The organism is Cellulomonas aerilata, from assembly GCF_007991755.1.
GTDB lineage: Bacteria > Actinomycetota > Actinomycetes > Actinomycetales > Cellulomonadaceae > Pengzhenrongella > Pengzhenrongella aerilata.
Map to the genome: position 1 here is coordinate 236,407 of NZ_BJYY01000001.1, position 14,096 is coordinate 250,502.

Consider the following 14,096-nt stretch of genomic DNA (forward strand, 5'->3'; position numbering starts at 1 on the left):
GCTCGCCGTGGGGCTCGGTGTCGTCGTCGGGTCGGTCGGGGGGACGGCCGGCGTGGCGGCGGCCCCGGTGGGGGGCAGCGCACCTGCCCCGGGCGTCCTGGAGGTCATGCCCCGAGTGTCGCACGCCGGACCGGGTCGTCCGGCGTGCGACCACGCCCCGTCCCGATCCAGGTCGGGAGAAGGCGTCTCAGGCGCTGAGCAGCGCCGTCTCGATCTCCTGGACGAGCGCCGGCTTGGGCCGTGCGCCGACGACGCTGGAGACCAGCTCGCCGTCCTTGACGAAGTGCATGGTGGGGATCGAGACGATCCCGTAGTCGGCGGCGACCTGGCCGTTCTCGTCGGTGTTGACCTTCACGATCTTCACGCGGCCCGCGTACACGAGCGCGAGCTCGTCCAGCACGGGCGCGACCATCCGGCACGGCCCGCACCAGGGGGCCCAGAAGTCGACGACGACGGGCAGCTCGGACTCGAGCACCTCGGCGCGGTAGGTGGCGTCGGTGACGTGCACCGGCGTGGTGGGAGCGGTCGGGGCGGACATCAGGCCTCCTGGAGTGCGGCGAGTGCAGCGGCAGCCTCGGGCAGGACCGGTCCCTCGGTGCCGACGTCCCCGAGACCGGTGAGGTAGTGCTGGGCGTCGAGGGCCGCGGCGCAGCCGGAGCCGGCCGCGGTGATCGCCTGGCGGTAGACGTTGTCGACCGCGTCGCCGCAGGCGAAGACGCCGGGGATGTTGGTCAGCGTCGTGCGGCCGACGACCTGGATGTACCCGTTCTCGTCGAGGTCGACCTGGCCGCCGAGCAGCTCGGTGCGCGGCACGTGACCGATCGCGACGAAGACGCCGCCGGCCGGGTGCTCGCGCTCCTCGCCGGTCACCGTGTCCCGCAGGGTCACGCCGGACACCTTGTTCTCACCGTGGATCGCGACGACCTCGCTGTTCCAGGCGAACTCGATCTTGGGGTCCTTCGCCGCGCGGTCGGCCATGATGCGCGACGCCCGCAGGCGGTCGCGGCGGTGGACCATCGTCACCTTGGACGCGAACCGGGTCAGGAAGGTCGCCTCCTCGACGGCGGAGTCCCCGCCCCCGACGACGACGATCTCCTGGTCGCGGAAGAAGAACCCGTCGCAGGTGGCGCACCACGAGACCCCCCGGCCCGACAGGCGCTTCTCGTCCGGCAGCCCGAGCTCGCGGTACGCCGACCCCGTCGCCAGGATCACGGCGTGGGTGGTGAAGACCTCGCCGCCACCGGTGCGCAGGGTCTTCACCTCGCCGGTGAGCTCCATCTCGACGACGTCGTCCCAGAGCACCTCGGCGCCGAACTTCTCGGCCTGCTTCTGCATGGCCTCCATGAGCTCGGGGCCCTGGATGCCGTCGGGGAAGCCGGGGAAGTTCTCGACCTCGGTGGTGTTCATCAGCGCACCGCCGGCCGTGACGGAGCCGGCGATCACGAGAGGTGCCAGTCCGGCACGTGCGGCGTAGACGGCGGCCGTGTAACCGGCCGGTCCGGAGCCGACGATGATCACGTCACGGAGTGGGGTGGTCTGCTCGGTCAACGCGCTACCTCGTCCTCGTCCTCGTCCGGCGCGGTGTCGCGCCGTCGATCTGCCGAACCGATCCTAGGACCGATGTGTTCCCGCGACCGGACCCGTCCACGCGTGCCGGGCACCGGTGCGCGCGCGGTCGAGGGGTCAGGAGACGGTGACCTCGGCGAGCTCGATCCGGTTGGAGCCGTCGGCCGTCTGCGGCAGCTGCGTGAACCACAGGACCAGGTTCTGGGTCTGCGTCGGCGCGGACAGGGTCAGCACCGTGTCGGGCCCGAGGGCGCCCTGCGCCAGGACGTCACCGGCCGTCGGCGTGCTGGGGTCCGTGGCACGCACCTCGACGTTGCCGCCGGTGCCCAGCACGTTCAGCGTGACCGTGGTGACCGTCGCGGGCTGCGCCAGGGTGACCGCGTAGCCGACCCCGGGCTTGAGGCCGCCGAAGTCCGGACGGTTGTACGTCCGGGTGTTCCACGTCGTGCCGGGGTCGCCGTCGATCGCGAGGGGGACGAGCTCGGGGTGCTCGTTCTCGTCGCCGCCGGGGGGCGGGTCCAGCTGCGCCGCCGACGCGATCGCCGGTGCGACGGCGGGGGCGGCCGGCTCGGGGGCCGGTGCCGGCGCGGGCTCGGCCGCCGGCTCCTCCGCGGCCGGTGGCGCGGACTCGCTCACGTCCGCGGCCGGGCCGTCGACGGTGAAGTCCACCGGCCGCGTCAACGAGCGGTACGCGGTGAACAGCCCGACCAGGATCGCGACGACGACGAGGAGCAGCACGAGCCGGGTGGGGTCGAAGCGGTGCGCGGCGATCGCCTCGCGGGCACCGGGCAGCTCGTCGTCGGAACCGAGCAGCGGCAGGACCGACGACCGGGCCGCAGGCGGTGCGGGGGCGTCCACGTTGGTCGGGGGGACGGCCGGTCGGACGCGGTCCGACCCGCGCGGCGGGGTGGTCGCGGTGCTCTCGTCGGCGACCGGCACCGTGACCGTCGCGGTCGCCGTCCCGGCGGGCCGGGACGCCGCGGGAGACGAGGCGACCGGGACGGCGGAGGTCGGCGCACCGGCCTGGCGAGCAGGGGGCGCCGGGGTGGTGGGGGTCGCGGTCGACGACGGCGAGGAGGTAGTGGTGGGTGCCGAGGCGGTCGGCGCGCTCACGCGCGCGACGCTCGGCTGGGGCTGGGGCTGGGGCTGGGGCTGGGGCTGGGGCTGGACGGGTGCGGTGGCCGGCGCAGGCGCCGGGGCGACGACGCGGGTGGCCGTGGCGTCGGTCGGGGGGTCCGCCGGTCCCGGGACGCGGCGCTCGGTCGTCGCCGAGGGGACAGGGGTGGCGACGGTCGGGGCGTCCGTGCGGGCGGCCGGCATCGCCTGGGTCCGCGCCGAGGAGTCCGGGCGCGGGAGAGCCGTCGTCGCGGCGTCGGGCCCGGCGGCGGGCCGGGAGGACGCCGCGGTCGGCGTCGTGGCGGCGGCTGGACGTGGGGACGCCGTGGTCGGCGTCGTGGCGGGGGCGGGGCGCGGACCGGCGGCAGCGGCCGCTGCGGCAGCACCTGCGGCTCCGGCAGCCCCCGCCGCTCCGGCAGCGGCTGCGCCCGCCGCGGCGGCAGCCGGCGCCGTGGTGCCTGCCGCCGAGCTGCCCGCACCGGCTCGCGCGGCGCGGCCGTCGACCCGGGCGGGGGCGGGCGTGGGGACGGGAGCGGTGGCCGGTGCGGGACGACCCGCGGCCGGTGTGGACAGCGCCGAGCTGCCCCGGGGGACCGCGGGCGGCGGCGTCCCCGGGCGCGCCGCGGTCGCGGTCCCCGCGAAGGCGGACCGGACGGACGTCCGCTGCACGCGGGGCGGCGCGGCCGGGGCCGCCGGCGCCGCGGGCACCGGGGCGGTCGGCGTGGCGGTCACCGCCGGCAGCGCCTGGGTCGCCGCGAACAGGTCGGTGGAGCGGATGTCCCCCCACGGCTCGAGCTCCGCGACCAGCTCGGCCGGGCTGTGCGGGCCGTCGTCGTGCACCCCGAGCGTGACCGCGCACAGGGTGTCGAGGTCGTTGGGGACGCCGGAGGTCAGCTCGGCCGGAGGGACGGGCGCCCCCTGGAGCACCGGCGCCGGGGCCAGGCGCATCGCGGCCGGGCCGGTGTCCCCGGGGACGGTCGGCACCGAGGTGGGCCACCGGCCCGTCAGCGCGCCGTACAGCAGGGCGACCAGGGCGACGGTGTCCGTGCGGCTCGCGTCGGCCGCCGACCTGGACCCACGTCCGAGCAGGGCGCCGTCGACCGCCAGACCCGTCACGAGCACCCGGTCGTCCGCGGTCAGGTGGATCACCGACGGTCGCAGCGCCAGGTGGTGCACCCCGCGGCGCCGAGCGGCCTCCAGGGCAGCGGCGGCCTCACCGACGACGGCGCGGGCCTGGTCGGCGGGCAGCGTGCCGCGGGCGACGAGCTCGGCGAGGGACGGGCCGGTGACCTGCTCGGTCACCGTGTACGCGACGCCCTCGTGCTCGCCGACGTCGAGCACCCGGACCAGCCGGGGGTCGGTCACCAGGGCGGCCCGGCGGGCGGCGTCCAGGGCCTGGGGGACGGCGCCGTCGTGCAGGATCGTCACGCGGACCGGACGGTCGAGGATCTGGTCGGTCGCCTCCCAGGAGGTCGCTCCGGGGAGATCCGAGGCGATGGGCTGCTGGGTGCGGTAGCGCCCGGCCAGCAGAGTGCCGCGTCCGACGACCCCGTCCACCGAGCCTCCCGTTCCTGCCCGCTCCGCGGCGCAGCGTGTTCCGTGGTCCCGCGGCGATGCCCACCGTCGGTCCGCCATGCTACGCGGCGGGCCGCGCGCGGACGCGTCGGGGAGGTTGCTCAGCGGCCCCGGCGGACCCGGCGCAGCAGCGGCGCCGCCAGGTCGCCGAGCTCGCGCACGCGCATGAGCCGCAGCAGGCCGAGGTAGACGGCGGTCATCACCAGGCCGGTCCCCACGCACAGCCCGGCGCTGCGCAGCATGCCCACCGGGAGCGGGACGCCGTCGGGCGGCAGCGCGCCGACCAGGTGGACGACCCCCCAGCCCACGCCGGCGGCGACCGCGGCGGCGAGACCGGCGCGCACGTACAGGCGCAGCACCCGGCCGGTGCCCAGGTGGTGCAGGCGCCGACGCAGACCGGCCACCGCCAGGACCGTGCCGACCACGTGGGACAGCGACATCGCCGCGGCGATGCCGGTCACCCACCAGCGGGGGTCGAGCAGCGCGCGGGAGGCCAGTGCGCCGCCGGCGACGACGGCCGCCATGACGACCTGGATCCAGAACAGGGTGCGCGCGTCCTCGTAGGCGTAGAAGACCCGCTGGCACAGCGACCAGGTGCCCAGCGCGGCGACGCCGAGCGTCAGGGCGACGACGACCGGAGCCGTCGCGGCGGCCTCCGCGGCGGACTGCGGGGGCAGCACGACGCGCAGCAGCGGGAGCGCGAGCACGGCCAGCACCGCGGTGGCGAAGAGGGTGAAGACGCCGATCGTCCGGGCGCCGTGGGAGAAGTCGGCGCGGACGGCGGAGGTGTCGTCGTGCGCAGCGTGGCCGGACAGCCGGGTGAAGAGCGCCGTCAGCAGGGACACGGTGACCAGCGAGTGGGGGAGCATGTAGAGGCCGAAGGCGGCGGTGTAGACGGCGTTCCCGGCGACGACCACGCCGTCCCCGGAGAGCTCCCGGGCCGTGCGGTCCGCCGCGGTCATCACCTGGGTGGCGACCAGGAACCCGACCTGCCCGACGGCGAGCGCGGCGAACGTCCAGCCCGCGACCCGGCCGGCGCTGCGCAGCCCCGACCCGCGCAGCCCCCACCGCGGGCGGTAGCGGAACCCGATGCGCCGCAGGGGCAGGACCAGGACAGCCGCCTGCGCCAGCACGCCGAGGGTGGCGGTGCCGCCGAGGAGCGCGATCCGGCCGGGGGTCCACCAGGCGGGGTCCGCGGGGGCGAGGTCGGCGTGGAACGGGCCGAACAGCCCGAGGAAGACCGCCAGGCCGGCGATCGCGACGACGTTGTTCACCACGGGGGCCCACATGTACGGCCCGAAGCTGCCCCGGGCGTTGAGCACCTGGCCGAGCAGCGTGTACATCCCGTAGAAGAAGACCTGCGGCAGGCACCACAGCGCGAACGCGGTGGCCAGCGTCCGCAGCTCGGGGCCGCTCGCCGCGTCGCTGTAGAGCCGGACGAGGACGGCGGAGCCGACCGTCAGGGCGACCGTCACCGCGAGCAGCAGGGCCGCCCCGAGCGTGACCACGCGGTTGACGTACTCCTGGCCGTCGGAGTGCCGGTAGGCGCGCACCACCTGGGGGACGAGCACGGCGTTGAGGACGCCGGTGGCCAGCAGCATGACCGCGATGTTGGGCAGCTTGTTGGCCAGGTCGAAGGAGTTCGCCGCGAGGCCGGTGCTGCCGACGGCGGCGACCAGCATCGCGGTCCGGACGATCCCCAGGACGCGCGACACGGCGGTGCCGGCGGCCATGACGGCGGCGCCGCGTCCCAGGCCGGACCGCTCCGTCGGGGCGGCGGCACCGGTCCCGGCGTCCGTCCCGGTGCCCGTGCCCGTGCCGGTCCCCGTGCTCGTGCCGTCGGTCGGCGTGCCGGTCGGCGTCGCGGGGGAGACGCCGTCGGGCAGCGCGCCGCCGGGGGCGCCGTCCGGTGTCCCGCCTGACGTGCCGCCGGACGTCTGGCCCGACGCGCCGCCGGGCGTGCTGCCCGACGTCGCACCGGTCGGCGGCACCGTGCTCATGCGTCGTCCCCCGGGAGTGCGGCGATCTCGGCGACCGGGGTGCTCCCGGCACCGCGGGTGGACGTCTGCCCACGCCGGATGGTGCGGACGATGCCGACCACGAAGGCCACGCCCAGCAGCCCGGCGACGACGGCGGTCCCGACGTTCTCCCAGTCGGCGTGCACGCGGACGGTGAACCGTTGCGGCGCGGCGAGCGGGACCCCCTCGGGGGTCAGCAGCGTCACCTCCACCACGACGTCGCCGCTGCCCACGGCCCGGAACGGGATCCTCGCCTGGGTCTCGGAGCCGGCCGGGACGGTGACCGTCTCGGTCCCCTCCACGACCAGCCGGGACCGGGTGGGGGCGACGGCGACCTGGATGGTGGCGTCCTGCGTCAGGTCGTTGCGCAGGCCCACGGGGAAGCGTCCGGACTGGGAGATGAGGTTGAGGGAGCTGCCCAGCACGATGGACACGCCGGAGCGGCGGGCGGTGAGGTCGTCGACCACCGCGCGCACGACGGTCCGGCGCTGCTCGGGGTCGGAGCGCCAGGCGACGGACGTGGCGGCCAGGACGGCGTCGTCCGTGCCGTCGACCAGCCCGGACGGGTCGGCCACGACGCTGGAGAAGACGGCGAGCTGGGCGCGGGCCCGCAGCAGCTCCTGGAGGGCTGACGCGGCGATCTCGCCCTCGTCGACGCGTCGCTCGGGCAGCACGTCGCGGTCGACCTCGGGGTCGGGGGCGCCGAGCAGCGCGGACAGCGGGGCGAGGTCGACCCACGGGGCGGCCTCCAGCGCGGTCAGCTGCGCCGCGGCGACGGCCGGGTCGGGTGCCCATCCCCGGTCGGCGGTCACCAGGAGGTGCCGCTGCTCGGTCGGTCGCTCCATCGTGACGACGGCGGTCTCGGCGAGGACGCGCTGCGCCGCGGCAGCGGGGGTGGTGTCGCGCGGGGAGTCGAGCTGGTCGCTGAGCACGTCGTCCGCCACGAGCGCGGCGACCGGCCCGTCCGGCGTCGTCACCGTGGCACGCCCGGTCGGGGTGTAGGTGAGCCCGTCCGGCGCGAGGCCGTCCCCGCCCACCACGACCGACGCCGCGCCGGTGCTCGAGGCCAGGGCGACGGTCGCCAGGTCCGGGACGTCGACCGCGGGCCAGGCCAGGCCGGGTCGGACCGGCGAGCCGAGCACCGGGTCGGTGACCGCGGCCGACGTCGCGGTGGCGAGGGCGGCCAGCTCCCCGCCGGCGCCGTGCGCCAGGGCGGCGAGGTCCGGGTCCCGCGAGGGCAGCGGGAACACCTCGCGTCCGGTCGCCGCGGCGGTGAGGTCCGACACCCAGCCCGAGGCGCCGGAGCCCGCGCCCGGCGCGCGTGCGGCACCGAGCAGGGCGGGGTCGAGGGCCCACGAGACCGCCGGGATGCCCGCCGTGACCTCGAGGACGTCGTCCAGGCGGTCCACCACGGCCTCCGTGAGCGCACCGGGGACCGGGGTGGCGCGGGTGCCGTCCGGGGGTGCCGCCGTGCCCGGTCCGGACGCGTCCGGCTCAGGGGTGACCGGACCGGAGGTGCCGGACGCCGTCGGGTCGACCGGGCCACCGGTCAGCGGCACCAGGACGCTGAGGCGGGTCGGCGTCAGGACCTGCTCCGTCGGCCGCCACAGGACGAACGTGCGCTCGATGCCCTGCCGTCGGCCGGCGTCCGTCACCTCGACGGAGATGCCGCGCGGCCCCCACGCCGTGTCCGCGGTGGACAGCCGCAGGTCGGCCGCCGGCACCCGCAGCTCGACGTCGACCGACGCGCCGGCGGCGAGCGGCTCGTCGAGCGCGAGGGGCACGCCGACCGGTGTGCCGGCGGTGTCGTCCAGCGCCTGCTCGCTCCACTGCTCCAGCGACCCGCGGGTGGACTGCAGGAACCGGCTGATGCGCAGCCTGACGCGGGGCTCGGCCAGCTCCAGGTCACCGGTGTTGCGGACCGTCGCCCGCACGACGAGCTCGTCCGCCGGTCGCAGCACCTGCGGGGAGACCTCGGTGACCGCGACGTCGACGTCGGGTGCGTCCTCGTCCACCTCGTCGGTGGGCTCCGGCCCGGTGGGGCGGGTGGGTGCCGGGCTCGGGGTGGCGCGGACCTGCGCCGTCGACACCCCGGCGGGCTGGGCGGGCACGTCGACCAGGACGGCGACCGGCACGGCGACCGGCACGGCGGCGGGCACGGCGGCGCCGGTCAGCGGACCCCCGAGCACCACGGCGACGACGGTCGCGACGGACGCTCGCGTGGCGGTGGACCAGGGGGGACGGCGCGCGCTCATGCCCCGCTGACGAGCACCAGCCGGGCCGCCTCGGCCAGCCGCCGCTCGTTGGGGTAGGCCAGCCGGTGGGGCAGGTCGCTGACCGCCACCCACTCCACGTCCTCGGCCTCCCCGTCCGGGTCGCCCTCGACGGTCAGCACGCCGCCGACGGCCCCGAGCAGGAAGTGGTGGACGACCTTGTGGACGCGGCGGTCGTCGCCGGTGAACCAGTAGTCGATGACGCCCAGGCGCCGCAGCACCCGGCCCTCGATGCCGGTCTCCTCGGCGATCTCCCGGACCGCGGCCTCCTCGGGCGTCTCGTCGCCCTCCAGGTGACCCTTCGGCAGGCACCACTCGAGCCGTCCCGCGCGGTTGCGGCGGGCGATGACCGCGGCGTGGTGCACGCCGCCCTGCAGGCTGACCACCAGCCCGCCGGCGGACGTCTCGTCCACCACGGGCAGCGGCGGCGTGGCGGGCCGGGTGGCGAGCGGGTCGATCCGCAACGCGTGCCCGCCCGGCGGTGAAGGCACGCCGGGCGGGCGCGGCTTCGGTGCGGGGCTGGACATGCGGCCACTGTAACGACAGGCACGTGCCCCGCCCGGCGTGACCCGCGACCGCACCGGCCCGGTCGCGCCGGGGGTGCCGCGGCCGGCGTCTGGCACGCTTGGGCGTCGTGCCACCGACCGCGGACCACCCCGACGCCGACGCAGCCGCCGCTGCCGGCGCCGCCTCTGCCCCCGCCTCCACGCCCACCGACCGGCCCACCGACCGGCCGACCGACCGGCCGACCGACGAGGTGGCGGAGGCCGCCGACCCGCCCGCGCTCGCGGCCCTGCGCCGCCGTGCGCTGGGGGTCCTCACCGAGCTCGCCCCCGCGGCGCTGGAGCTCGGCGAGCTGTTCCGCGCCGCCGGGCACGAGCTCGCGCTGGTCGGTGGCCCGGTGCGCGACGCGTTCCTGGGGCGGGTCAGCGCCGACCTGGACTTCGCCACCTCGGCGACGCCGGACGAGTCCGAGCGGCTGCTCGCCCGCTGGGGCGACGCCCACTGGGACATCGGCCGGGCCTTCGGGACGATCGGCGCCATGCGGCGGGAGGGCCGGGGCGGCGCGGAGGTCGTCGTCGAGGTCACCACCTACCGCACCGACGCGTACGACCCGACGTCACGCAAGCCGGAGGTCGTCTTCGGCGACTCCCTGGAGGGGGACCTGTCCCGCCGGGACTTCACCGTCAACGCGATGGCGGTGCGGCTGCCGGACCTGGTGTTTGTCGACCCCTTCGACGGGCTGGCGGACCTGGCCGGCCGGACCCTGCGGACGCCGGTCACCGCCCGCCAGTCGTTCGACGACGACCCGTTGCGGATGATGCGCGCGGCACGCTTCGCGGGCCAGCTGGGCTTCGCCGTGGACGCCGAGGCGCGGGCGGCGATCGAGGAGATGCACGAGCGCATCAGGATCGTCTCCGCGGAGCGCGTGCGGGACGAGCTCGTCAAGCTGCTGCTGGCGCCGGCCCCGCGTCCGGGCATCCGGGTGCTCGTGGAGACCGGTCTCGCCGACCACGTGCTCCCCGAGCTGCCGGCGCTGCGGCTCGAGATCGACGAGCACCACCGGCACAAGGACGTGTACGAGCACTCGCTGACCGTGCTCGACCAGGCGATCGCGCTGGAGACCGGGTCCGACGGGCCGGTGCCCGCCCCGGACCTCGTGCTGCGGCTGGCGGCCCTGCTGCACGACATCGGCAAGCCGGCGACCCGCCGGTTCGAGGCGGGCGGCGGCGTCAGCTTCCACCACCACGAGGTGGTCGGCGCCAAGCTCGCCGCGCGCCGCCTCAAGGCCCTGCGCTTCGACAAGGACACGGTCCAGGCGGTGTCCCGGCTGACCGAGCTGCACCTGCGGTTCCACGGGTACGGCGAGGGTGCGTGGACCGACTCGGCCGTGCGCCGCTACGTCACCGACGCCGGGCCGCTGCTGGAGCGGCTGCACCGGCTGACCCGGTCGGACTGCACGACCCGCAACCGTCGCAAGGCGCAGCGGCTGTCCGGTGCGTACGACGACCTGGAGGCGCGGATCGCCGTCTTGCGCGAGCAGGAGGAGCTGGCGGCGATCCGCCCCGACCTGGACGGCCAGCAGATCATGGCGATCCTGGGGGTCTCCCCGGGCCCGCTGGTCGGTCGCGCGTACAAGCACCTGCTCGAGGTCCGTCTCGACCGGGGCCCGCTCGACGAGGACGCCGCCCGGGAGGCGCTGCTCGCCTGGTGGGCCGACCAGCCCGAGGCCGACGGGACCCGGTGAGCCGTCCGCGATGAGGATCTGGTCGCTGCACCCGCAGTACCTCGACCGTCAGGGGCTGGCGGCCGGGTGGCGCGAGGGTCTGCTCGCGCAGAAGGTCCTCACCGGGACGACGAAGGGGTACCGCAACCACCCACAGCTGCGACGGTTCCGCGCCGCGGGCGACGGGGCCGCGATGGGGATCGACGCCGGCACGCCGGGCGACGACGGCAGCCTCGGCACGGGCTCCGGGGCGCACGTCGCGCCGGCGCCCGGTCTGCAGCCGGGCCACCACGCGCCCGGGACGACGGTCGACGTCGTCCCCGACGTCGGGGCCGGTGCGGCGATCTCCACCTACCTGCACGCGCTGGTGGACGAGGCGATGCGGCGCGGGTACCGGTTCGACCGCGCGCTGGTCCTCGGCCGGCGTGTGCACGAGCTGCGGCTCGAGGTCACCGACACCCAGGTTGCCTACGAGTGGGAGCACCTGCGGGCCAAGCTCGCCGTGCGCAGCCCCGACGTGTTCGCCCGGTGGCGCGACGTCGTCGTCGCCGAGCCGCACCCCATGTTCCGGGTCGTGCCCGGGCCGCTCGCGGAGTGGGAGATCGTGACCGTCAGCGACGAGCCGGGAGCGGACCCGGCGCCGCCGGCGACCTGAGCGCCCCGTCGCGCCGCGATCCGGCCCGGTAGACCGCGGCCGTGGCGACGTAGGCGACGGCGAGGCCGGTGAACACCGCAGGGGAGTGCCCGGTGTCGGGCAGGGCGAGCGCCGCCAGCGCGGCCGCGCCCACGAAGGCGGCGTTGTAGAGCACGTCGTAGAGCGCGAAGGCCCGGCCCCGGAAGGCGTCCGCGGTGTCGCGCTGGACGATCGTGTCGATCGCGATCTTCGACCCCTGCACCGCGAGCCCGAGCAGTCCGGCGCCGGTCAGCACCGACGGCAGGGTGACGCTCACGGCCAGCAGCCCCTGGCTGACCGCGGCGAGCAGCAGCGACAGCACGATCCACGTGTGGGGTCCGGTGCGCGGCGCGAGGACCGGGGTCAGCACGACGGCGACCGCGGATCCCGCCGCCAGCACCCCGAGGATCAGGCCGAACGCGGCGAGCCCGTCCTGGCCGGGGGCGGCGAGCAGGTTGCGCGACATGAGGATCCCGGCGATGAAGACGACGCCGTAGAGAAAGCGGTGCACCGCCATCACCCCGAGCGCGCGCGCCGGGGTCCGGCGCTCGGCCAGGTGCCGCGCGCCCTGCACGAGGCCGCGGGCCAGGTCGCGCACCTCACGCCGCAGGGCGGTGCCGTCGGCCGGAGCGTCCGGGCCCAGGAGCCCGCGCGGCATCCGGGAGGCCAGCGCCGACGCGGCGGCGAACAGGACCGCCGCACCGAGCAGGACGGTGGCGTCCTTGGACCGCCCGGGCTCGAGCAGCAGCCCGACGGCGAGCCCGCCGCCGCCGCCCACGAACGCCGCACCGGCGCCGAGGGTCGGGGTCAGCGAGTTGGCGGTGAGCAGCAGCGGCCCCTCGACCACCCGCGGCAGTCCTGCGGACAGCGCCGACAGCAGGAAGCGGTTGACGGAGAGGTTGACCAGCGCCAGGACGTACACGGCGGGGCCCACGCCGTCGACCACGAGCAGCACCGCGAGGACCACGGTGATCGCGACCCGGACAAGGTTGCCCAGGAGGAGGACCTGCCGCCGGCGCCAGCGGTCCAGCAGCACCCCGGCCCACGGACCGACGACGGTGAACGGCAGCAGCAGCACGGCGAACGCGGTGGCGACCCCGGTCGCGGTGCCGGCGCTCTCGGGGGAGAAGAAGAACAGGGTCGCGAGCCCGACCTGGAACATCCCGTCGCCCGCCTGGCTGGTGAGCCGGACGGCGAACAGCCGCCGGAAGTCCTTCAGGCCCAGCAGCCGGCGGAGCTCGGCGATGACGCGCACGCCCCGAGGCTACCGGCGGGTGCCCGGGCCGGGTCCCACCCGCCCGGGTCGCCCACCCGCGCCGAGCCCGACGTCCCGCGCCGAGCGGGACGTCCACGCCCAGCGCGTTTCCCCGCCGAGTGCGACGTCCCGGACCTCCGGCGACACCGGATCGGTCCACGACGTCGCACTCGGCTGGGCGGGTGGTGAGGCGGGGGGGTGACGCGGGCCGGGCGGGGAGGCGGGGCGGGCGGTGAGTGGTGAAGGGTGAGGGCCCCGGGGCGAGCACCCGGGGCCCTCGACAGCGTGTGGCTACCGCTCGTTGGTCCCGGCGATGAAGGCCTCCAGCTGCGCCCGACCCGCGGTGTCCTCCATCTGCACCGGCGGCGACTTCATGAAGTACGTCGAGGCGGAGATGATCGGGCCGCCGACGCCGCGGTCCTTGGCGATCTTCGCGGCCCGGACGGCGTCGATGATGATGCCGGCCGAGTTGGGGGAGTCCCAGACCTCGAGCTTGTACTCCAGGTTCAGCGGGACCTCGCCGAACGCGCGGCCCTCGAGGCGCACGTAGGCCCACTTGCGGTCGTCGAGCCAGGCCACGTAGTCCGACGGGCCGATGTGGACGTTGCGGTCCTCCTTCTTGCCGGCCAGCGGACCCTCGTCGATGTTCGAGGTGACGGCCTGCGTCTTGGAGAGCTTCTTGGACTCCAGGCGCTCGCGCTCGAGCATGTTCTTGAAGTCCATGTTGCCGCCGACGTTGAGCTGGTACGTGCGGTCCAGCACCACGCCGCGGTCCTCGAAGAGCTTGGCGAGCACGCGGTGCGTGATGGTGGCACCGACCTGCGACTTGATGTCGTCGCCGACGATCGGCACACCGGCGGCCTCGAACTTCGCGGCCCACTCCGGGTCGGACGCGATGAACACGGGCAGCGCGTTGACGAACGCCACGCCGGCGTCGATGGCGCACTGCGCGTAGAACTTCGCGGCGTCCTCCGAGCCGACCGGCAGGTAGCAGACCAGGACGTCGACCTGTGCCTCGCGCAGCACCTGGACGACGTCGACCGGCTCGGCCTCGGACTCCTCGATGGTCAGTGCGTAGTACTTGCCGATGCCGTCCAGCGTCGGGCCGCGCTGCACCGTCACGCCCAGCGGCGGGACGTCGGCGATCTTGATCGTGTTGTTCTCGCTGGCGTTGATGGCCTCGGAGAGGTCGAAGCCGACCTTCTTCGCGTCGACGTCGAACGCCGCGACGAACTCGAGGTCCGAGACGTGGTAGTCGCCGAACTTCACGTGCATGAGTCCCGGGACGCGGCCGGCCGGGTCGGCGTCCGCGTAGAAGTGCACTCCCTGGACCAGCGACGAGGCGCAGTTGCCGACGCCGACGACGGCGACGCGGATGGAGGTCATCCTCGCT

10 protein-coding genes are annotated in these 14,096 nt (G+C 75.9%); 2 read left to right on the forward strand and 8 right to left on the reverse strand.

All coding sequences use genetic code 11. The annotated features are described in order from the left end of the window. Nucleotides 1-187 precede the first annotated feature (187 nt). From trxA to CAE01nite_RS01060, 6 genes are all read right to left on the reverse strand, one after another. Nucleotides 188-538, reverse strand: coding sequence for a thioredoxin (trxA, locus tag CAE01nite_RS01035; RefSeq protein ID WP_146898648.1), 351 nt, complete (start codon nt 536-538; stop codon nt 188-190). After that, nucleotides 538-1,548 (reverse strand): thioredoxin-disulfide reductase, encoded by a 1,011-nt coding sequence (gene trxB, locus CAE01nite_RS01040; protein WP_146898651.1) that lies wholly within the window; start codon nt 1,546-1,548, stop codon nt 538-540. The genes trxA and trxB overlap by 1 nt, the downstream gene beginning before the upstream one ends. A gap of 135 nt (nt 1,549-1,683) precedes the next feature. Beyond that, entirely contained in the window at nt 1,684-4,239 is a 2,556-nt protein-coding gene (locus CAE01nite_RS01045; protein ID WP_146898654.1) for a hypothetical protein, read from the reverse strand. Between the two features lie 119 nt (nt 4,240-4,358). Beyond that, nucleotides 4,359-6,257, reverse strand: a complete 1,899-nt coding sequence (murJ, locus tag CAE01nite_RS01050; RefSeq protein ID WP_246130927.1) for a murein biosynthesis integral membrane protein MurJ — start codon at nt 6,255-6,257, stop codon at nt 4,359-4,361. Then, the gene (locus CAE01nite_RS01055) at nt 6,254-8,467 is read right to left on the reverse strand and encodes a DUF6049 family protein (RefSeq protein ID WP_146898657.1); all 2,214 of its coding nucleotides are present in this window, start codon (nt 8,465-8,467) and stop codon (nt 6,254-6,256) included. The genes murJ and CAE01nite_RS01055 overlap by 4 nt, the downstream gene beginning before the upstream one ends. 59 nt (nt 8,468-8,526) lie before the next feature. Next, nucleotides 8,527-9,075: an NUDIX hydrolase gene (locus tag CAE01nite_RS01060; RefSeq protein ID WP_146898660.1), complete on the reverse strand. Its 549-nt coding sequence runs from the start codon at nt 9,073-9,075 to the stop codon at nt 8,527-8,529. 230 nt (nt 9,076-9,305) lie between these two features. Here CAE01nite_RS01060 and CAE01nite_RS01065 point away from each other — a divergent pair, with 230 nt between their 5' ends. Next, the gene (locus tag CAE01nite_RS01065) at nt 9,306-10,796 is read left to right on the forward strand and encodes a CCA tRNA nucleotidyltransferase (RefSeq protein WP_146899805.1); all 1,491 of its coding nucleotides are present in this window, start codon (nt 9,306-9,308) and stop codon (nt 10,794-10,796) included. Nucleotides 10,797-10,806: 10 nt separating this feature from the next. Then, entirely contained in the window at nt 10,807-11,430 is a 624-nt protein-coding gene (locus tag CAE01nite_RS18895) for a pyrimidine dimer DNA glycosylase/endonuclease V (RefSeq protein ID WP_146898663.1), read from the forward strand. Here the strand turns inward: CAE01nite_RS18895 and CAE01nite_RS01075 are convergent. Together CAE01nite_RS01075 and CAE01nite_RS01080 are read right to left on the reverse strand one after the other, a co-directional pair. Continuing rightward, nucleotides 11,387-12,703 carry an MFS transporter gene (locus tag CAE01nite_RS01075; RefSeq protein ID WP_146898666.1) on the reverse strand — a complete coding sequence of 439 codons (1,317 nt, stop codon included), beginning with the start codon at nt 12,701-12,703 and terminating at the stop codon, nt 11,387-11,389. The two genes, CAE01nite_RS18895 and CAE01nite_RS01075, sit on opposite strands and share 44 nt — an antisense overlap. Before the next feature lie 291 nt (nt 12,704-12,994). Further along, nucleotides 12,995-14,089 carry an inositol-3-phosphate synthase gene (locus CAE01nite_RS01080; RefSeq protein WP_146898669.1) on the reverse strand — a complete coding sequence of 365 codons (1,095 nt, stop codon included), beginning with the start codon at nt 14,087-14,089 and terminating at the stop codon, nt 12,995-12,997. Nucleotides 14,090-14,096 lie beyond the last annotated feature (7 nt).

Bases quoted from the DNA above. Each gene is read 5' to 3' on its own strand.
- trxA (WP_146898648.1), bottom strand. From the start codon at position 538: ATGTCCGCCCCGACCGCTCCCACCACGCCGGTGCACGTCACCGACGCC.
- murJ (WP_246130927.1), bottom strand. From the start codon at position 6,257: ATGAGCACGGTGCCGCCGACCGGTGCGACGTCGGGCAGCACGCCCGGC.
- CAE01nite_RS01060 (WP_146898660.1), bottom strand. From the start codon at position 9,075: ATGTCCAGCCCCGCACCGAAGCCGCGCCCGCCCGGCGTGCCTTCACCG.
- CAE01nite_RS18895 (WP_146898663.1), top strand. From the start codon at position 10,807: ATGAGGATCTGGTCGCTGCACCCGCAGTACCTCGACCGTCAGGGGCTG.
- CAE01nite_RS01080 (WP_146898669.1), bottom strand. From the start codon at position 14,089: ATGACCTCCATCCGCGTCGCCGTCGTCGGCGTCGGCAACTGCGCCTCG.